Source organism: Xanthomonas sp. LMG 12461 (assembly GCF_009192935.1).
Lineage (GTDB): Bacteria > Pseudomonadota > Gammaproteobacteria > Xanthomonadales > Xanthomonadaceae > Xanthomonas_A > Xanthomonas_A sontii.
This window is the reverse complement of the sequence record NZ_NQYT01000006.1, coordinates 26,968-46,126: the sequence shown is the minus strand read 5'-3', so window position 1 is coordinate 46,126 and position 19,159 is coordinate 26,968. Positions and strand designations below refer to the sequence as shown.

General features: G+C 62.1%; 13 protein-coding genes. 2 read left to right on the top strand and 11 right to left on the bottom strand.

Translation table 11 applies throughout. The annotated features are described in order from the left end of the window. Window positions 1–390: 390 nt before the first annotated feature. The 9 genes from CEK68_RS01905 to CEK68_RS01865 all read right to left on the bottom strand — a co-directional run bounded on the left by CEK68_RS01905 (window position 391) and on the right by CEK68_RS01865 (window position 16,128). Entirely contained in the window at window positions 391–1,005 is a 615-nt protein-coding gene (locus CEK68_RS01905; protein ID WP_152238368.1) for a DNA-3-methyladenine glycosylase, read from the bottom strand. 382 nt (window positions 1,006–1,387) lie between these two features. Continuing rightward, the gene (locus tag CEK68_RS01900) at window positions 1,388–3,535 is read right to left on the bottom strand and encodes a S46 family peptidase (protein ID WP_152238367.1); all 2,148 of its coding nucleotides are present in this window, start codon (window positions 3,533–3,535) and stop codon (window positions 1,388–1,390) included. 272 nt (window positions 3,536–3,807) lie between these two features. Next, window positions 3,808–4,254 (bottom strand): hypothetical protein, encoded by a 447-nt coding sequence (locus tag CEK68_RS01895; protein ID WP_152238366.1) that lies wholly within the window; start codon window positions 4,252–4,254, stop codon window positions 3,808–3,810. Continuing rightward, window positions 4,251–5,243, bottom strand: a complete 993-nt coding sequence (locus CEK68_RS01890; protein ID WP_081616401.1) for an RHS repeat-associated core domain-containing protein — start codon at window positions 5,241–5,243, stop codon at window positions 4,251–4,253. The genes CEK68_RS01895 and CEK68_RS01890 overlap by 4 nt, the downstream gene beginning before the upstream one ends. A 136-nt stretch (window positions 5,244–5,379) precedes the next feature. After that, window positions 5,380–5,688: a hypothetical protein gene (locus tag CEK68_RS01885; protein WP_152238365.1), complete on the bottom strand. Its 309-nt coding sequence runs from the start codon at window positions 5,686–5,688 to the stop codon at window positions 5,380–5,382. A 66-nt stretch (window positions 5,689–5,754) separates the two neighbouring features. Further along, window positions 5,755–6,183 carry a hypothetical protein gene (locus CEK68_RS01880; RefSeq protein WP_152238364.1) on the bottom strand — a complete coding sequence of 143 codons (429 nt, stop codon included), beginning with the start codon at window positions 6,181–6,183 and terminating at the stop codon, window positions 5,755–5,757. Window positions 6,184–6,193: 10 nt separating this feature from the next. Further along, window positions 6,194–10,405: an RHS repeat domain-containing protein gene (locus CEK68_RS21175; RefSeq protein ID WP_226977731.1), complete on the bottom strand. Its 4,212-nt coding sequence runs from the start codon at window positions 10,403–10,405 to the stop codon at window positions 6,194–6,196. Window positions 10,406–10,507: 102 nt separating this feature from the next. Continuing rightward, window positions 10,508–14,350, bottom strand: a complete 3,843-nt coding sequence (locus CEK68_RS01870; RefSeq protein WP_152238363.1) for a translocation/assembly module TamB domain-containing protein — start codon at window positions 14,348–14,350, stop codon at window positions 10,508–10,510. Then, window positions 14,347–16,128: an autotransporter assembly complex family protein gene (locus CEK68_RS01865; protein ID WP_152238362.1), complete on the bottom strand. Its 1,782-nt coding sequence runs from the start codon at window positions 16,126–16,128 to the stop codon at window positions 14,347–14,349. The genes CEK68_RS01870 and CEK68_RS01865 overlap by 4 nt, the downstream gene beginning before the upstream one ends. Window positions 16,129–16,343: 215 nt before the next feature. On the opposite strand from CEK68_RS01865, the gene CEK68_RS01860 reads away from it, so the two are divergent. Further along, entirely contained in the window at window positions 16,344–16,880 is a 537-nt protein-coding gene (locus CEK68_RS01860) for a GNAT family N-acetyltransferase (protein ID WP_152238361.1), read from the top strand. 2 nt (window positions 16,881–16,882) lie between these two features. Continuing rightward, on the top strand, window positions 16,883–17,425 hold the full coding sequence (locus CEK68_RS01855) for a DinB family protein (RefSeq protein WP_152238360.1): 543 nt from the start codon (window positions 16,883–16,885) through the stop codon (window positions 17,423–17,425). Between the two features lie 161 nt (window positions 17,426–17,586). Here CEK68_RS01855 and CEK68_RS01850 read toward each other — a convergent pair whose 3' ends face one another. Next, the gene (locus CEK68_RS01850; protein WP_152238359.1) at window positions 17,587–18,237 is read right to left on the bottom strand and encodes a DUF480 domain-containing protein; all 651 of its coding nucleotides are present in this window, start codon (window positions 18,235–18,237) and stop codon (window positions 17,587–17,589) included. A 243-nt stretch (window positions 18,238–18,480) separates the two neighbouring features. Next, window positions 18,481–18,963, bottom strand: coding sequence for a hypothetical protein (locus tag CEK68_RS01845; RefSeq protein ID WP_193314075.1), 483 nt, complete (start codon window positions 18,961–18,963; stop codon window positions 18,481–18,483). Window positions 18,964–19,159 lie beyond the last annotated feature (196 nt).

Below are 19,159 nucleotides of genomic sequence, written 5' to 3'. Positions count from 1 at the left end.
GTCATGATCGGCGCTGGGCCCGGTCCTGCCTTGTCGATGCGAGTTCACGCCCGGTGGCGGACTCTGGATACCGTTCGGACACACAAGGGCCAGCATGTGGAGGGCGGAGCCGATCTACGATGCAAGCTCGAAGCTTTAGGAGCGACTGGACCTCCCACACCTCCTCCGATGATCAGTCGGAAGACATGACGCCTGTTTAGGGGCGACATGTCCAGATACAAGGAGCGGCTTCAGCCGCGACGAACGAAGCGAACGTCCCTGAGGAAATGCGTTCGTCTCCGAGCCAAAGCGCCTACCGTCACCAGCGCATTGCGGCCTTCCACTCGTGACGGCGGGCAAGGCACTGACCTTCTTGCAGCCTGTAGTGCGACGATGCCTACAAGCGCCACGCTACCCGCGGCGCTTCGCCCGACCCACCACGAAGCGCGACACGTTCGGCTCGTCGGGCACATGCCAGCGCCACGGCGCGTCCATCGCCTTGCTGATGCCGATCCGTGCGGTGACGACCGGCGCAGCAGGCGGCGGCGTCCCGTCCTGCCCCAGCCACAGGCGCGACCGCCGCGTGGTCAGGTCCAGCCCGTTGTCCGTACCCGTCACACCCAGCGCCTTGGCCAGGCGCCCGGGCCCACGGGTGAGATCGGCGGCGCGCACCGCGCCGCGTGCCGCCTGCATCGCCTCGATCCCGGCCACCGGCGCCAAGGCGCGGATCAGCACCGCATGCCCAGGCGCACCCCCACACACCGCATTGAGCGCCCAATGCATGCCGTAGATGAAGTACACGTACAGATGTCCGGGCGGGCCGAACATCACCCGCGTGCGCGGCGTCATGCCGCGGAACGAGTGCGCAGCCGGATCCTCGGCACCGCAGTAGGCCTCCACCTCGACAATGCGCCCGCAGCGACCGTCGGCGGTGACAAGCAGTTTGTTCAACAGCTCCGGCGCCACCACGCGGGCATCGCGCGCATAGAACGCACGCGGCAAGGGCTTGGCGACAAGCAACTCCATGCGATCAGTCTAAGCCCTGCAGCGAGGTCGCGTCGTGAGTCACCACCGGTGCATCCGCATCTCCACGGTCTCAATCGAACACGTCATCTCGCCAACCGCAGCGCATGCTGTCGCTTGTGGGAGGGACTTCAGTCCCGACGCATGGAGGTTTCCAGGACCACGATCATCTTCCTGGTCTCCGATCGCGGCAGCGCAGCGCGGTGAGCGGTGACGAATTCCTCTATTGAGGCAGCGCCCGAGCCGCAGAGCATGTTCGGCGCTGTGACGGCGAGCGGACTGCACCAGGCCACGTGGCCGTCGCATCAGGACAAAGCACATCACATGCCCTGCCCGATTTCGCTCGAATCAACGCCAACGACGCCCGCATCCTCAACCTGCCCAATCACTCCTGCGGAACGTTCAACTCCTTCAGCAATTGCGGCGCCGGATACACCTTGGCCATCAACCAACGCAGATAGCGCATGTCCACATGGATCGCACGCTTGTATCGCGGGTCGTACCACCAACTCGCGCTGACCGCCTCCCAGTTGCTGTCGAAGTTCAACCCGATCAGCTCGCCGCGTGCATTGAGCACCGGCGAGCCGGAGTTGCCGCCGGTGGTGTCCAGGTTGGTCAGGAAGTTCACCGGCTGCGTCTTCGACTGCGGATCGACCGTGCTGCCGAAGTCGCCCTTGGCGATCGCCGCCAGCAGCGGCTTGGGCGCATCGAACGGCTCCTTGCCGGTGTTCTTTTCGACAATGCCGGCCACCGTGGTCAGCGGCGCGAAGCTGACCGCGTCGCGCGGCGCCAGCGGCTCGACGCGGCCATAGCTGATCCGCAGCGTGCTGTTGGCATCCGGATACACCGCACGACCCTGCTGCTTGCGCCAGGCGAACAGCGCACGCATGTAGGCCGGGCGCAAGCGCAACTGCTCGCCCTCGCGCGCCTTGCGCTCGTCGTCCAGCCGCAGCTGCGCCGGCACCAGCGTGGCGGCCAGCGTCAGCAACGGATCGGCCGCAGGCGCCTTGCCCTCGCGCGCGGCAGCGAAGCGCGACAGGCGCTCGGCCTCGGTGCCCAGCGCCGTGCCGGCATAGGCCTTGTCCAGCGCCGCCTGCAGTTGCGCCGGGGTCCGCCCGAACGCCGCATCGAATTCCGGCACCCGCTGGGCATCCGGCAGTTGCTGGTAGCGGGTCAACAACGTCGTCAGCAGCGCCTTCTCCACGGCCGGCGAATAGCGCCGCTGCACCTGCTTGAGCATGCCCTCGATCAACGCCAGGTCGCGCTGCTGGTAGCCGCTCTCGCGGCGATCGTCGGGCTTACTTGCCTCCAGCCGCAGTCGCTCCAGCGTGAGCGCCGAGCGCAACGCCTGGGTCTGCGTGGCGATCAAGCCCAACAGCAGATCGCGCTCGCGCAACGCCGACGCTTGGCCGAGCACTTTCTGCAGCGTCGCGATATCGCGCGCATCGCTGCCGCGGGTCGCCGCAAGCATGCCGCGCTCGTCCTCCGCGCGTAGCCGCACCGCATCGCTGCGCTGCAGCCCTTCCAGTTCGCCGGCGGCCCGCTTGCGATTGTTCTTCAACGACTGCAGTTGCGACGCGTAGCGCGTGCGCGCCTCCGCATCGGCCTTGCCCGACGCTTCGATGACTCCGATCAACTGGTCCAGCACCGCCACCCGCTGCGGTAGCGTCGCCTCCACCTGCTCGGCGAACTCGGCCGCGGTGCGATGGCGGTAGGTGATGCCGGGGTAACCAGCCAGCATCGCGAAGTCGCCAGCCTTCGGCCCATCGGTGGCGATCTGCAGATGCGCCGGTGGCTGGTAGGGCACGTTGTCGGTGCTGTAGTCCGCCGGCTTGCCGTCCTTGCCCACGTACGCGCGCAGCAAGGTGAAATCGCCGCTGTGCCGCGGCCACATGAAGTTGTCGATCTCGTCGCCGTAGTTGCCGATCGCCCGCGGCGGCGCATACACCAGGCGCACGTCGCGCAGCTCCAACTGGCGAATCCGGTAGAAATCGGTGCCGTAGTACATGTTGGCGACACTGCAACGCACCCCGGCCTCGCGCTCGCAGTCGGCGACGATGCGCTTGCTCGCCGCATCCACAGCATCGTAGTAAGCGCGCCCGGTCTTGCCCTTGGCCGGCCCCAGCACCTGATCGGTGACCTTGTCGAAGCCCACTGTCACCAGCACCCGGAAATCCGGATTGGCCGCGCGCTCGTCGGCGCGATCCCGCGCGATGAACCCATTCTCGATCAGGTTCTCCTTGGCGGAGGTGTTGTACTGGATCACCCCATAGGCCACGTGGTGATTGGTCAACAGCAACCCGTCCGCGGACACGAACGCCCCGGTCCCGCCGCCGACCTTCACCACTGCACTCAGCGGCGGCTGCGTCACCTCGGCCAGCGTCTGGGGATCGCCTTGGAAGCCTGCCTCATGCAGCGGCTTGGCCAGCTCCGGCATTTGCGACGGCATCCACATGCCTTCGTCGGCGTGGGCGGTAGTGGTGAGGGCGAGGCTTAGGGCAAGAGAGGCGGCAAGGGAATTGGGCAAGGGCATGCGGAAATGGAGGCAAAGAACGTAACCGCGACCTTAGCCGGCCAATGCGATCGCAGCAACCAAGACGCCGATCCATTCATCGGTGGATGTGATCTTTACCAAGAAAGGTCCAGAATGCTCCCGACAAAAACGAGCGCACGGTCAGCTCACTTCCTACGAACATATATACAGATGCATACCATTGAATAAGTGATCCTACCCCGTCACCAGAAAGCCACGACCTAACGAGCCCCCATGAACCATCTAAAATAATTTGTCTGAAATGCAAAAAATTATTCGTCTCTACTAGAGCGCAGCTCAGTCAGTATCCTGTCTGCCTCTGCCTTATCTAATTCCCGAAAACTTTTTACATCTGTGAGGGTCACCAAGTTTTTTTTTGGATTGACCCTCACCAGTCCATCAAACTCAAACATGCCGCTTTTTTTTGATACAGACGCGTAAACCGCCATATTAAATTTCTTGATTCTCATGCTGCGTTCCTGTTCCGTGGGACTAGGCGCATCAAAGCTCCAAAAGTTAAATGCTGGTTTCATACATTTGGTGGAAATAGCAATGCTTGGATGATAAATATTACCGTAGATTTTCAGGCCATGAACCTCAACATTCTGAGTAGAAAATCTTGAGTGGATTGCTTTACAAAAATCCTCTCCTTCACCGCTCTTGGAGCATGAAGAACACGATGCGGCAGCAAAGAAAAAGACCGAAAACAAAAATTTCATGGCTTGTAACCAGAGCAGCTTGAACTTTGCTTACCATTACACGCAGATTCCCACGACTGTTTTGCACTTTCCCATATGCGCTGTTCCCGTTCCTGGAGTGACATTCCCGGAATATTAACGCCATTATTTATTCTTAGAACGTTGCCAATAGCTGACGTCATCCCATATGCACGTAATTCAGTAAGCATTCGCTCAAGCCCGGTAGCCGGATAAAAATTCCTGTTGAATCCCGGCTGCATTGAGTCCAATTTATGGGAGCCCTCATGCCCAATTATTCCGGCAGCCAGCATTTTCGCTGAAATATTGAGTCCAGACGCGACTGCTGATATTTGACTAGGATCTAAATCCATGCCCTTAGCCGTCAATTCCCCCAAATGGTCATCACTAAGATTAGTTAAATTTATTGAAAATCCATTTCCATCGTTGGCTGTGCCTACCATTCCAAGAATCTTCCCAAGTCGATCCTTAGCAGCGCCTTCTGCCATTTTTTGATAGCTTCTCTGCGCCGTGGAGACATAAGATTCAGCAATTTTGGCATCGTGGACATTGCAAGTTCCGCCTTTTCGGGTGCACTCATAGCGACCGTCTGGATCTACAAATAGGTAGGGGTTATTCGCTGCGTAATTATATCGATTAAAATTTTTCCCGGGCTTGCTGTACGGCGTGACCGGATCAACTGAAAGAAATTTACCAATTTGGGGATCATAATACCTTTGCTGCATATAATTAAGTCCAGTCGCAGCATCGTTCACATGGCCCGTGTATCCAGGCCCATCCGATATTGGATGATTCAGTAAATTTCCGTAGGGTTCATATTCACTACGTTCAACAATATTACGATTATTGTCTGTCACCAGCACAACAGACCCTAATCCGTCCGTATGAACATAGCGGACAGTTTGCGCCGATGCAGTGAAAGCAACTACAGAATAGAGAGCGGTAGCGGCCATCAGACGCAATATCGCACGAATCCCCTGGAAATTTGACATCACTCGTCCTTGCGAGTTGGAACCATCGATACGCGATGTAGAGTCGACTTTTCTCGTAGAAGCCGGATCGACAACGCTTCCCATAGCAACATTTCGGTACAACGGAATCTACGGAGCAGACTCCGCCAGAGCAGGCTTACTTCAAGTAGATCTCGACAATGTCGCAGCCATTGGTCTGCACATCGATCTTGCGCTTGTTCACCAGTGCAGTCATCAACACTGCCAGCAGCGCCTTACCGCCGGGCTGGTCGTCTTGGAAATGCAGGACGTGGTTTCCGGATGTGGCCTTGCATTCCGCTGGCGTGTCCGACAGCCAGACAAAATGATCGGTATGAGCTTGATACGTTCCCAACTGCACGACGTCGACATTCTGCATCGATTCGTTTGCCGATGCTTGCCAGCTCAGCAAAGCGAGCATCAACGGCAGGCCCATTTTATATTTCATATTTCTTCTCTTCTTGAAACTGGATCAATCTGCGCCGTGCAAAAAAGCGCGACGCCCTCCAGATCATTACTTCTTCAGCCGTATGGAAATGACTTTGGTGCGATTACCGAAAATGCATACGCCCGAGTCGACCAGGAGTTCAACATCCGAATTACTGGTGTATGCAGCCAGCGCCATCGCCGTCAGCTCCTTGTACGACGGATGATCCTTGTCGATCGCGAAGTCGTTCAGGGGAGCCGAACACCCGGATGGGCCATCGTTGGAGGTATGAATCACCATGCCTTCGCCGTACCAGCCGTTCTCGACGTAGGTGATTTTCCCCGTCCAGACCACTTGCATGGCGGCGTCCGCCTCGTAAGAAAAACATGATGCTGCAATTGCCAACAGCAACCCCATCATCTTCAAGCTCATTTCATCCCCTTTTTTTATCCGTTGTTCGTCGCTTTTAATGCCTACAGCTTTTCTGGCCGCGACAGCAAAGAGCTCAACCGTCACCCAGCTGGACCTAGCCGTTCAACAGCAGCTGATACAGCAACGGCACGATGTCCACCGCAGGTCGCTGGTCGTGCGTCACGTTCGAAGCCGCGGTGCAGTTGCCGTCCGCCGTGCAAGCGGTCACCCGGTACGAATAGGTCCCTGCCGGCCTGGCCAACGAGGTCCAGTTGCCCTGGCCGCCGTCGTACACCGAGGTCCAGGTCACGCCATCCACGCTCTCCTCCACCACGTAGCGGGTCGCGCCGGAGACCGGGCTCCAGTTCACGTAGTCTTTGACCGAAGCGAGCTGCCCCAGCGGCCAGTCGGCTTCGGCGACCAGGCTGCCGCCCAACAGGATGTAGTCGGTGGACTTGGACTGGCGCTGGTTCTTCTGGAAACGCAGTGCGCCGGACTGATCGTACAGCGAGCCGATGTTGCCGGCGCTCTGCAGCGCTAGCGTGCGGCGGCCGTTGCCGTCGTAGCGGTAGGTCTCCTTGCCGGTCGCCTGGCGCAGGCGGTTGCCGTAGTCGAACACGAAGGCCTGGCCGTTCTTGTTGCTGAGGTTACCCTGCGGGTCGTAGCTCATGCCGATGACCGTGCTGCCGCCGCAACCACCGGTCTTGACGTTGGTCAGCTGCCAATTGACGTCATAGCAGTAGTAGTGATCCCGGCCGGGGGCTACGACGTGGGTCAGGTTGTCGAGGACGTCGTAGCTATAGGTGGCGGTTCCGAACATCGGCGACTCGGCCTTGGTCAGCCGATCCATGCCGTCGTAGGTCATGGTGCGGTTGCCGCGCTGGTTGCGGCCGGTGGCGCCGTCGCTTATACCTGCGACATTGCCATTGGCGTCGTAGTCGTAGCCATCGCTGAGGAACGCCGTGCCGCCGTAGGCATCCTGGCTGGTATCCGGCAACTGACGTGCGTTCTGCGTCATGGTGTGGACGATGCCGTTGCCGTAGGTGAACTGCTTGATCGCGCCATTCGGGTAGTAGCTCACGCCGGTGGCATAGCTGCCGGCCTGGGTCGGTTGACCCAGGGCATTGGGCGCGTAGTCCACCGTCTGCCCCGACGGATAGCGATGCGCGGCAAGGTGGCCATTGGCATCGTAGGCGTAGCCCAGCGCCCAGGTCTCGCCATCGGCCTGGCCCTGGCTTTCAGCAATCAGCAGGCGACGCTTGTTGTAGGCGTAGCTGTTGTAGGTGGCGACGCCGTTGTTGGTGGTGGTGATCTGCTTGACCGCCCCGTCCGGCCAGTAGCTCCAGGCCTGATTGCCGTTGCCGTCAGGGAAGCTCAGCGCCTTGATCCGGTTGCGCACGTCGTAGCTGCGATCGACCCGGCGGCCGGAGGCAAAGGCCGAGTCCGCATCGCATGAGGTGGTGCTGGGCAACGACAGGCCCGCCGCACTCCAGGCGAGATTGCCGGCAGCGTCGTAGCCGTTGGCGGTGGCACCGGTTTCCGGTTCCACCGTCTTGCACAGCTGCTGGTAGGTGTCGTAGACGTAGCTGCGGGTCACCGACACGGTGCCGTTGGCGTCGTGGCGGCGGATGGACAGCGGCTTGCCGAAGATGTCGCGGTTGATCTCGGTGGTGGCGCCTTCCGGATGCTGGATCCAGACCGGCGTCTTGTAATCAGGCTGATCGAACACTTGGTAGCCAGCTACCGTCTTGTTGCCACGCGGATCGGTAACGCGCGTCTGATTTCCCGCTAGGTACTCGGTCAATGTTGTCAGCGTGCCCAGCTCTGAATCCAGAGACACAGACGTCGTCCGACCTAATGTGTCGTACTGCGTTCTAGTACCGGCGCTGAGGGCATCAGTGGTTCCCGCGAATGACGCAAAGGCCACTCGACCCTTATAGTCATAAGAGAAACGTTGATAGCGCCCAGTTGCTCCTGGATTACCGGCGTCATATTCATATGTAACAATCGGCCGCAGAAATCCATCGAAATACAGGACCTTCCGCGCATTTCCAGTAGCGGTTGTTTGCCGCCAGTGGCCGGCAGGCAAGCCATATTCCGACGACCCAACTTGCTCGAAGGTCGCCGTTGTCGTGTTCCAGTTCTGACTATCCCCTGTCGGATAGGTGACGCTCGTCAGGCGCCCCATCACGTCGTAGCTATAGCCTGTCGTCGCGCCTGACTCATCGGTAACGGATGTGATCCAGCCATAGTCGTTTACATTCGCGCTGATAGCCGCTCCATTAGCGAAGCGGATAGATGTAGGCACCCCCCGTTTCCAATTCGAAAAGCTTGTGGAATTGTTAGCCCCGTCAACGGAAGAGGAGAGTGTTCCATCAGAGTTGTAATAGAACTTCTGCCGTAACTTTCCATACTCATAGGAAATTGCAGGCAGACTGGTTAACGGATCGTAGTCGACCTGCGACTCCACTAACCCAGTGTCACTATTAGTGCGCTTGGCTACCTGGCCCAGGATCCACTTCTCGTAGTTATCGCTGTAATCCAAACGATCGGATCGCTGGTGCCAAGGGCTGTAGCGATTAGCAGCCGACATCCGGCCAAAGACGTCGAAACTAGTCACTTTATAATTATAGGAAGAACCAGATTCAGTGATGGCTCGACCTGAGACCGGAGAAATCGTGCCGACCTGAGCGCTATTGATATTATCGAGTAGCACACTTCCTATTACTTTGGGCCACGGGCCTGTCGAAGGTGACGCATATGTCGAGTCTTCACGACGCAGCAGTGTCGATCCAACTGCACCGTCATAAATTTCGGTGCTCAATAGTTGACTTTCTGTAGAGTCGTAACGATTACTGAAGGTATACCGGCTTACCGCTCCCGTTGGCGACTTAAGATCTGTCCAGACAGTGGTAGCGCAGCCAGATGCGCAGTCCTTGGCCCAGCTCCCCTGGGGGGCCGAGTAGCTATATGTCCAAGTCTGCTCCGACACACCGGGACCGGAAATGCGCTCAGACAGAATGTTGATACCCTTTGTAATATTGGGGATTTCGAGGGTCAACTTTCCAGGGGAGCTAGAGTCACATAAAAACGGAACATAAGAGCGCCCGCGGATCAAAGTTCCAACACTAAAGTTCCCTATCAATCCGGAAGGATGTTTCAGCGAGATGTTTGCGGAGCCCCCACTTTGACGATAACTGAACGAAGAACACCCGTCATAAGCATCATAAGTGATGGTTGAAAGATCACTAAACCTCGCGAGCCCAGAGACGTCCATCGCCCAAGAGCTGCCATCCGGGAGGATCGCACTGGTCAAGTGCACCTTGGAGTCAGAAAGCGTGGCATACGAGTAACTCCAGGTTCTGGACGGAGCGTCAGAGGCCTGAAGTGTCGCGGTGGTTATTCTGCTTCCTACATCAGACGTATTATTTCCGGTCCACGTTTCATAATTCAGGACCAGCGAACGCCCATCACTCGACTGGATCTTTACGAGATTTCCGTTAGCGTCGTACTGATAAGAAAGGCTGTTACCAAAGCGGTCCTCAATGCGGGACGTCATCATCATCGCCATCTGGCGGGCAACGCCCCCGAATCCGGGTTGCGCGAATCCGACATTGTCGTAACCTCGGTAGATCAGCCAATCCATCCAGTATTTGGTACCATCGGGCGAAACCACCAGGAATCCCTGCCCGCCTTGCCCATTGGAAGTCTGCGCAAGGCAAGTGACCATCCAATGTTGTCGCGTGACGATCGGGAATGACATTTGATTGCCACTGGCATCTTTCATCCGCGGCGAAAGCGTATTTGAACTATCTCGGCGCAGCAGATCCTGGCGCCCCATTCCGGGAATAATGAGCTGGTAGCCGCCCCACCATTGCTCGGCAGTATAGATAACCGGTGCTTGACGGCCGACATTGAGCACCACTGCAGGCGCTTTGGTAAAATTCGAGCAACGATCACCACGAAAGAATTGATTTTCGTTCGTGGTCAGCGTTTGAATACTAGGAAGTTCCAGCCGCCAATCGGCAAAGGCCCGTGCCGCTCCTTCTCTTGGGCTTGAGTCGGACGGATCGAACGTACGTATCAGTTGAATCGGCAACCCAATACCAGGCTGATCGATATCCACCTGCCTGAAGGTCAGTGCGCCGTTGTAAAGGCTGATTTCTTCGCCAAAAGGCTTGTCGCCCAGGGGCTGTATCTCACGAGATGTCCGAATGCGCTTGTCGAACTCGTCTTCCGGCGTGACCGCCAGGGCGTTCTGCAGACCAGATACGGACAGACACACGAATAGGACGACGGTGCGCCATCCCTGCCGCTGAGTGAACATTGATTGCCCCTGTAGACGTGCCAACGCGACGCTGGCAGCACTGTCAATTACACAGTACCGCCGGAATTTGTCAAGGCAGTTTCATCGTCGCAGGGCCGCGCACTACTTCTCCTTCCGCCAATTCACCGACCCACGGTTCTCCACCGTGCTCGATTCCACCTCGGCGTCGAAGCCGCGGCCCAGCAGATATTTCAGCGTCAAGACCGAGCCGCTGCCGATCAGCGACACGCCGTAGCTGACGTAGAGTTTCGGCGAGAGATATTTGCCGAAGCCCACCACCGAGCCGCCGAGGGTGCGCGACTGGCTGACGCCGGCGTCGTCGAAACCGAGCCTGGCGCCGAGCTGCGAGGCGAGCAGGCCGCTGCCGGCCGACAGGGCGCTGGCCGCGGCGGTGACCTGGTCGGCTTCGGCGCTGCTGGTGTTGCTGAGGCTGCGGCCCAGCACCAGGTAGGACATCGCCTCCGATTGCGACATCGACGGGTCCGACCACACGTCCGCATGCGGGGCGGTGGCGCGGCCGGTAACGTCGATGCCGGCGGTGACGTCGCCGACCTGGCGCTGCGCGCGGATGTTGATGCGCGGGTCGGAGACGATGTTGTTGCTCCAGGTGAGCTGGCCGCGGGTGATGGTCAGGTCCTGGCCGTACGCCTTGTACTTGCCGCTGACGTCCAGCCCGCCGGTGGCGGTGGTTTCGCGGCCCGGCCGCGAGCGCACCTGCATGGCGCCGGTCAGCGCACCCTTGAGGCCGAAGCCGGCCATCTTCACCTGGTCGCCCAGGGTCACGCGCAGGTCCATCTCCAGCGGCGAGGTCGGCGTGGCCTCGGGGTCGGCCGGGTCCAGCACCACCACGTCCTCGGACAGCGAGGTGCCGCGGTCCAGCCGCTCCAGGTCGATGTCGGCCGAGGGCACGGTGACCTGGCCGCTCAGCATCATGGTCTTGTTGGCGATGCCGAACTGCAGGTCGGGATTGGCCACCGCGCGCAGTTCGGCGGTGTTGGAGACCAGCACGTTGGTACCGCGGATGTTCAACTGCAGCGGCGTGCGGTCGCCGTACCAGGACAGGCCGCCATCGACGTTGAGCGTGCCTTCGCCGGACTTCACCGAGGCGACGATGCGCGCCGAGCCGTCCGGCTGCGCGTCGAAGCGGCCCTTGCCCTCGCTCAGGGTCAGGCCCAGCGCCGGCAGTTCGCCGGTGAAGTTGCTCAACGTGGCGTCGCCGCCCATCGCCGGCTGCGAGCGGGTGCCGCGCAGGCTGACGTGGCCTTCGACCAGGCCCTTGGGCCGGACCAGATCGGGCGAGAACAGCTCCAGCCAGTACAGCCGCGCCATGTTCATGTAGATCTCGCCGGTCAGCGGCGCATACGCATCCCAGCCGGTATCGACAGTGGCGTCGACGAAGCCGTCGCCCTGGAAGCCGATGCCGAGCTTGGAGTGGATGTGCTGCGCGCTGAAGTCGGTGACGAAACTGAACTGGTCGTAGCGCAGCAGTTCGCCGCGGGCGTTGTCGCCCAGGCGCAGGCCGCCTTCGCGCGAGGCCAGGCGCAGCGACCCCTGCCAGGCGTTGCCGGCCGGCTTGAAGCTGCCGTCGATGGACAGGTCGCCACGCAGGTACATCTTGCGGCCGTTGCTGGGCGGCAGCCATGGCTGCACCAGGGCCAGCGGCAGGGCGTCGCCGCGCAGGGTCAGGCCCTGCTTCGGCCAATCGGCGGACACGCACAAGGCGCCGCCGCTGCCCGGGGCCAGGCAGCTCTCGGAGAGGCTGAAGGCGCTGCCGGCCACGCTGAAGTTGGCCGCCTGCCGCAACTGCCACGGCTCGCCCTTGGCCGGTGCGATGCGCAGCGTGTTCAAGGCGCCCTGCCACCGCGCGCCATCGCGTCGCACCTGCCCGGCCAGGGCCAGCGCGCCCATGTCGTTCTCGGTCTTGGCATCGAGTTGCAGGTTCTCGACCGCGCCGCGCGCATCCACGCTCAGCGTCTGCAGCAGCACGCCGGCATTGATCGCACTGCCGCGCAGGGCGAGTTCGCCGCCATTGCCGCGCCAGGGCAGGCGCCCGCGCAGGCTGAGGTTGTCGGCGCTGTAGCTGTCCCACTTCAGTCCGCTGCCGGAGAGGTCGGCGGTGAGATCGGGCGCGTCGCGGCGGCCCTTGACCTGCACGCTGCCGCGCAGGCTGCCGGCGCCGCCGGGCAGCAGGTCGGCCAGTTGCAGCGGCTGCAGCTGCGCGTCGATGTCGAGCTGGTCGCCGACCTTGCCCTGCGCCTGCAGGCGGCTGTCGCCCAGGCTCAGTTGCAGCTTGCCTTCGCCCTGGCTGCCCTGCAGGGCGAGCTTGGCGTTGGCGTCGAGCGGGCGGCTGCGCAGGCGTCCGTTCAAGCGCGGGATGTCGAGCGTGGCCTGGTAGCCGGCGGCACTGCCGTCCGGCCGCGCCGGCAACTGCTTGCCCTGCGAGGCGAAGGTGCCGGACAGCTTGCCGTCCCAGCCCGGTGCGAAATAGCCGGGGTCGAAGCCGGCAAGCGTGCCTTGCACGTCCCAGTTCAACTCCGGCACCCAGGCCACGTGGCCGCCCAGGTCGAGCGTGCCGCTGGGCATGCTCGCGCGCACCTGCTTCAGTTGCGCCTGGCGATCGTCGCCGCGCACGTCCAACTGCAGGTTGGCGCTGTCCTTGCCGCGGGCGACGGTGGCCTCGCCGTAGGTGGCCCATTGCTTGATCGTGCCGGCCACGCCCAGGTTGGCCTCGACCAGCTTGATCGGCACCGCCGGCGCGTCCGGGGTGGACGGATCCGGCGCGGTGGTGAAGCTCATACCGCTGGCGTTGACCGCAAAGCGCAGCTGCGCGTTGTCCGGGTCGCGCAGATCGGCGGTGCCGCGCAGGCGCAGTTGCCCGTCGAAGGCGCGCAGTTGCAGCGGCGCCACGGTGAGTACCTGGTTGTCCAGACTCAGGTGCGAGGGATCGAGTACCAGCTTCTGTCCGTCGCGCGATAGCTCGCCCTGCAGATCGGCGTTGCCGCCCTTGCCCTTGGCATGCAGATCGAAGGCCAGCGGCACGGACGCCGGCGCGTCGTCGGCCGGCGGCACCAGCAGCGACGGATCCAGCGCCTTGCTGCTGGCGGCGAATTCCCACACCGGATCGGTGCGGCCGGTGAACACCAGAGTCGCGCGCAGCGGCGCCGGCGCATTGCCGGCGATGGCCACTTCCATCTTGTCCAGGTCGCCGCGCGCGACCAGGCCCAAACGCGCCGGGGTGCGCCCGCGCGCAGCCGGCAGCACTGCACTGGCGGTAAGGTCGGCCTTGTAGTCCTGGCCCGGCAGGTAATCGCCATTGATACGGAAATCGCCGCGGTCGCTATTCACCACCACCTGGGTGGCGCGGAACTCGCCATTGGCCACTTCCACGCCGCCGCGCAGCGTGCGGATGTCGATCATCGGCTGCTGCGCCTGGGTGATGCGCAGGCCGTCGATGGCGATGCGGTCGGCCTGCAGCGCCAGCGGCACTTCGATCTGCGGCAGCGACTGCGGCCAGCGCGGCAGTTCGAACGGTTCGTCGCTCTTGGCCAGGTTGAGCGTGGCGTTGGTCAGCTCCAGCGCGTCCAGTTGCAACTTGCGCCCGAGCAGCGGGCGGATGTCCGGATCCAGGTAGGCGCGCTCGGCGGTGAAGTGGATCTCGTTGTAGCGAAAATCCAGGTTGTGCAGGATCAGCGGACCGGCCAGCGGCCCTTCGGCGCGCTCCCAGGTGAGCGTGGAGCCGGCCGGCAGCCGCGCCACCACCTGCGCCAGCAGCACGTCGCGCCCGGCCACGGTCTGCAGCAGCCAGTACAGCGCGATCACCGCCAGCAGCACCAGGCCGGCCACGGTCAGTGCCGAGCCCCACCAGAAGCGCTTGCGCCGATAAAAACGCGGGCGCCGCGGTGGCGGCGGCGTGGCGGGCGACGTCGGCTCCAGCGGCGCGCTCACAGGTTGGCTCCGATGTTGAGATAGAGCTGGAACTGCGAGTCGGGATCATTGAGGCCATGGGCGATGTCCACCCGCACCGGGCCGACCGGCGAACGCCAGCGCAGGCCGAAGCCGACGCCGGTGTGCCAGTCCGGCGTGTCGTCGAAGGCGCTGCCGCTATCGACGAATACCGCGCCGCCCCAGGGCCCGCCCTTGAAGTAGTGCTCGTACTCGGCGCTGCCGGTGAGGATGTGCTTGGCGCCGAGCGCGAAACGGTCCGGCCGCGGCGTGCGCGGGCCGACTTCTCGGAACGCATAACCGCGGATGCTGTTGTCGCCGCCGGCGAAGAATCGCAGGCTCGGCGGCATCGCCACCAGGGCGTCGGTCCAGGTGCTGCCGGCTTCGCCGCGCAGGATCAGGCGGTCGTTGTCGCCGATGCCGTGGAACCAGTTCACTCGCATGTGCGCCTGCACGAAGCTGGCATCCGAGCCCACACCCTCGGCCCCGCCGCGCAGGCTGATGTTGCCGCTGAAGCCCTTGCGCGGGAACACCTTGTCGTCCACGCCGACGTAGTCGGCTTCGATCTGCGGATAGAACAACGTGGAAGTCTGGTACAGCGCGCCGTCGAACACCTCGTCGGTGGCGTAGCGCCAGCGTTCGCGCAGCGCGTTGATCGAGGCGATGGCGGTCCAGTGCTCGTTGATCTGGCCGCTGCGGCTGCCGGTGAGCTTGACGTTGCGCAGGTCGATGTAATCGGTCTGCTCGTCGTACACGCGCAGCGAGGTGGTGTACCAGCCGTCGAGCCAGCGGAACGCCGGGATCCGGTAGCTGGTGATGAAGCTCTTGCGCTTCTGCGCATAGTCCAGCTGGGTGCTGAGCTTGTGCCCGCGCGCGTTGACGTAGCGGCGATCCACGCCCAGGCGCACGCCGGCGCCGCTCTCGCTGCCGTAGCTGAGGCCGGCGGTGTAGATGCTGCGCTTGGCGCGGGTGAGGTTGACGTCCACCGGCACGTCGCCGTTGGCGTCGGCTTCTTCCGGCTTGGGCTGGATGTCGATGACGCTGAAGTAGTCGAGCTTGACCAGCGACTCGCGCAGGCGGTCGAGCTTGCCCTCGTGGTAGTAGCTGCCTTCCTGCCAGTACACCAGCGGGTCGAACAGCTTCTGGTTGAAGTAATCCTGGTGGAAGCGGATCGGACCCATGTTGTAGCGGCGGCCGCTGTCCCAGCTCAGGTCGATGTCGGCGGCGTGGTCGGCGCGGGTCACCTCGACCTTGCGCTGGGTGAAGTCGGCATCGAAGTAGCCGCGCTCGGCCAGGCGCCGGGTGATGGTGACCTTGCTGGTCTCGTAGACGCTGCTGACGAAGATATCGCCCTTGCGCGGCCGGAAGTTCTTCAGGTCGTCGCCCAGGTAGCGGTCGTCCTCGGCCGGGCCGGTGATGCCCACATGGAAATTGCGCACCCGGATCGGCTCGCCCTTGTCCACGTGCACCACCACGGTCAGCGTGTCGTCCTGGCGCGGCGCCTCGACGGTGATGGTGGGGGTGAAATAGCCGAACGGCTCCAGCGCCTGCCGGGTCTGCCGTTCGGCCTGGCTCAACAGGTACTCCAGTCGCGACTCGCCCTGGTCCTTGCCGATGGCGTCGTACAGCGACAGCGAGACCTGGATGTTCTCGATCATCGCCGCGTCCTCGTCCTTGTTCAGGCCCTGGATCTGCACCTTTTCGATGACGCCACGGGCCTCGGCGAGGCCGGCCAGGGAGAGCAGGGACAGGACGGTGGCGAGACGGGGGATGGGTCGCATGGGCGTCAGAATACCGGCACCCCATGTGAAGCTGTTAACTAGACGTTTGTTGGACGTGACCGGGATGTGGGACACGGCGGTCTGCGCAGGGGCCTTTGCGCCTCCCGGACCTGCGGCGGCGAAGCGTCTGCGCCACCAAGCGCGAGCGCGCCGGTGGCGCTTGCCAAGCCGCGACGGCGGCGCCACGCTGTCGCCCCGACCCGCAGGAGCGCCGCATGTCCACCGTGATCGAGACCGCGCGGCTGCTGCTGCGCCGCCTGGACCCCGAGGGCGACGCGGCGCCGATGCTGGCCCTGCTCAACGACCCCGGCTTCCTGGCGCACATCGGCGACCGTGGGGTGCGCGACGAAGCGCAGGCCAGCCGCTATCTCGCCGACGGCTCCGTGCGCAGCTACGCCGAGCACGGCTTCGGCCTGTATGCCGTGGAACGCCGCGCCGACGGCGCCTGGCTCGGCGTGGCCGGGCTGGTACTGCGGCCGACCCTGCCCGCGCCCGACCTGGGCTATGCCCTGCTGCAGCCCTATGCGGGCCAGGGCTACGCCAGCGAAGCGGCCCGCGCGGTCCTGGACTACGCACGCACCGTGCTGGCGCTGCCGCGCGTCTATGCGATCGTGGCCCCCGGCAACGCGCGCTCGCTGCGGCTGCTCGTCGCGCTGGGCTTCGTCGCCCAGGGGCACGTACGCCTGAGTCCGGAGGCGGCCGAGGTCGAACTCCATCTGTGCGAACTGCACGCACCCCAGGAGCACACCTGAGCATGGACACCTTGCACACACTGCAGCTGTTCGCCGACTACAGCCAGTGGATGAACCAGCGTCTCTACGCCGCGGCCGCGACCCTGCCGGACGCCGCGATCACCGAGCCGCGCGGCGCCTTCTTCGGGTCGCTGTTGGGTACGCTCAATCACCTGGTGGTGGCCGATACGATCTGGCTGCAGCGCTTCGCCCAGCATCCGGCACGGCACCCGGCGCTGCAGGCCATCGCCGCCACGCCGGTCCCCACCGCCCTGGATGCGCCGCAGGCCGACTGCCTGGCGGACCTGCGGACGCAACGCGAGTCCCTGGATGCGACGATCGCCGAGTGGATGTCGCAACTGCATGCCGACGACCTCGACGTGGCGCTGCGCTATCGCAACACCCGAGGCGAATCGCACGGCCGGCGCTTCGTCGACCTGCTGCTGCACTTCTTCAACCACCAGACCCACCATCGTGGCCAGGCCACCACCCTGCTGAGCCAGGCGGGTGCCGATGTCGGTGTCACCGACATGCTGGCGGTGATTCCGCAGGTGGAGGTGGAGTGATCCTGCGATCGCGGGGCGCTGCGCTTGGTGCGTGCCTTGATGTTTAGGGCACCTGTAGTAACGCGCCTTGCCGCGGTTTTGCGGGGGGTCTGCCGCCGCTCCTACAAGTGAGCGTTCTTTGATTAACCAGAGGCTTCGTTTAGAAGCCCATCCACGCAGCGTCACTCGTGCGCAAGCTGCGCCTGCAACTGCGCCACGATCTCGCGCAGCTCCGCCACCTCGGCCTCCAGCGCCTGCACCCGCCCTTCCAACTCATCGTTGCCCGAGGCGGTCGGCCGCGCCTTGAACGTGGCCGCCAGCGCCTCTGCATCCACCGGACCGGTCAGCAAATGCATGTAGCGGTCCTCGCGCTGCCCGCTTGCACGCGGCAACTGCACCGCCAACTGACGCTGCGCCAGCCGTTCCAACTGATGGCGGACGTCGTCCGCATCGGCGAAGCGCGCCATGCGCTCGGCCCGCGTCAGCAACTCGTTGGCGGTCTGCGGACCGCGCAACAGCAGCAGGCCGAGCAGGGCCACCTGTTGCTGGGTCAGATCCAGCGCCGACGCCAACCGATGCTCGTAGCGCTCGGCGCGCGAAGAGAACTGCTGCCGCACCAACCCGCGCCCCTCCAGTTGCCGCAGCGCATGCTGCACATCGCCCGGGCTCAACGACATCACCGGCTCGCGCGAGGTCTTCTGATTGGCCGCCACCACCGTCGCATTGACCGTGAGCGGATACGCATCCGGCGTGGTCGCCTCCTTCTCGATCAGGCAGCCGAGGGCGCGGGCTTCGGTGGTGGAAAGGACGGGAACGGTGGGGGAGTCGGTCATCGTATGGACTGCTTGCTGGTCAGGGGCGAATCATACTGTTTGGCGAGTTACGGCTCTGTAGATCAATGCCGCACTCACCAACGCACTTTTCTAGTACAAAAGGATAGCTTCCAGTAGGCTGCGCATGATAAGCACATTATTATCTTTTACAGAAAGGCAAATGGCGAAAATGTTATGATTGGCCATTATATTTAAATGGCGCCGCTCGATGGATCTGAAATTATATTATTTTAAAATCAGCAACTAATCTATGGCAGCCACGTCAAAAACCCCGCCCCCATTTTTTACTTCATAAGCATGCCTAAATGATCCGTCTGGATAATATATGAGATACCGCCCGGTAACCATATCGAAATCCACAAGGTAATCCCCAATCACAACTTCTGTTTTTAGAATGAAAGACATGCATGAGGCAAACTCACCCAACAAATTACCGTACAACTCAACGCAAGAAATGCCGTTAACTAAAGTTCTGTACCCAGAATCCGCGCAAATAACCTCTAACCCAATGGATTTTTTTTGCTCTTCCGGAGAAAGACCGAGATACAGTGAGTGGTCAAATGCAGAGCCTACGTGCTCGCCGATGCAACTCAATGCCGCGCTGGCTACATCCGGGTAAGAAAACCTGGCCTTTAAGGAAAACTCAAAAAGAAAAATTTCCACTCGCCACCTCCGATAATTTAGGAAATCTTCTCTATAATATTTTTTTTTAGAGCTCTTAGACATTAAGGACATTAGCGACAGAACGCCTTGAGCCTTGGATTACAACGCCGCCCTCGTTATTCAGGACGCGCCTAAACCTGTCCGGAAGCGCGCCAGCCTTATTCGCAGCGACTCATCCCCACTTCATTGTCCTGTCGCCTGGAGGCACTCAGGGAAGTCAGCCAGACCAGAGGTATCGATGTCATTACCCCTAGACACG

What these genes read in the sequence shown, in the direction of transcription:
- CEK68_RS01905 (WP_152238368.1), bottom strand. Translation starts at nt 1,005, where the DNA reads ATGGAGTTGCTTGTCGCCAAGCCCTTGCCGCGTGCGTTCTATGCGCGC.
- CEK68_RS01900 (WP_152238367.1), bottom strand. Translation starts at nt 3,535, where the DNA reads ATGCCCTTGCCCAATTCCCTTGCCGCCTCTCTTGCCCTAAGCCTCGCC.
- CEK68_RS01895 (WP_152238366.1), bottom strand. Translation starts at nt 4,254, where the DNA reads ATGAAATTTTTGTTTTCGGTCTTTTTCTTTGCTGCCGCATCGTGTTCT.
- CEK68_RS01890 (WP_081616401.1), bottom strand. Translation starts at nt 5,243, where the DNA reads ATGTCAAATTTCCAGGGGATTCGTGCGATATTGCGTCTGATGGCCGCT.
- CEK68_RS01885 (WP_152238365.1), bottom strand. Translation starts at nt 5,688, where the DNA reads ATGAAATATAAAATGGGCCTGCCGTTGATGCTCGCTTTGCTGAGCTGG.
- CEK68_RS21175 (WP_226977731.1), bottom strand. Translation starts at nt 10,405, where the DNA reads ATGTTCACTCAGCGGCAGGGATGGCGCACCGTCGTCCTATTCGTGTGT.
- CEK68_RS01865 (WP_152238362.1), bottom strand. Translation starts at nt 16,128, where the DNA reads ATGCGACCCATCCCCCGTCTCGCCACCGTCCTGTCCCTGCTCTCCCTG.
- CEK68_RS01860 (WP_152238361.1), top strand. Translation starts at nt 16,344, where the DNA reads ATGTCCACCGTGATCGAGACCGCGCGGCTGCTGCTGCGCCGCCTGGAC.
- CEK68_RS01855 (WP_152238360.1), top strand. Translation starts at nt 16,883, where the DNA reads ATGGACACCTTGCACACACTGCAGCTGTTCGCCGACTACAGCCAGTGG.
- CEK68_RS01850 (WP_152238359.1), bottom strand. Translation starts at nt 18,237, where the DNA reads ATGACCGACTCCCCCACCGTTCCCGTCCTTTCCACCACCGAAGCCCGC.
- CEK68_RS01845 (WP_193314075.1), bottom strand. Translation starts at nt 18,963, where the DNA reads ATGTCTAAGAGCTCTAAAAAAAAATATTATAGAGAAGATTTCCTAAAT.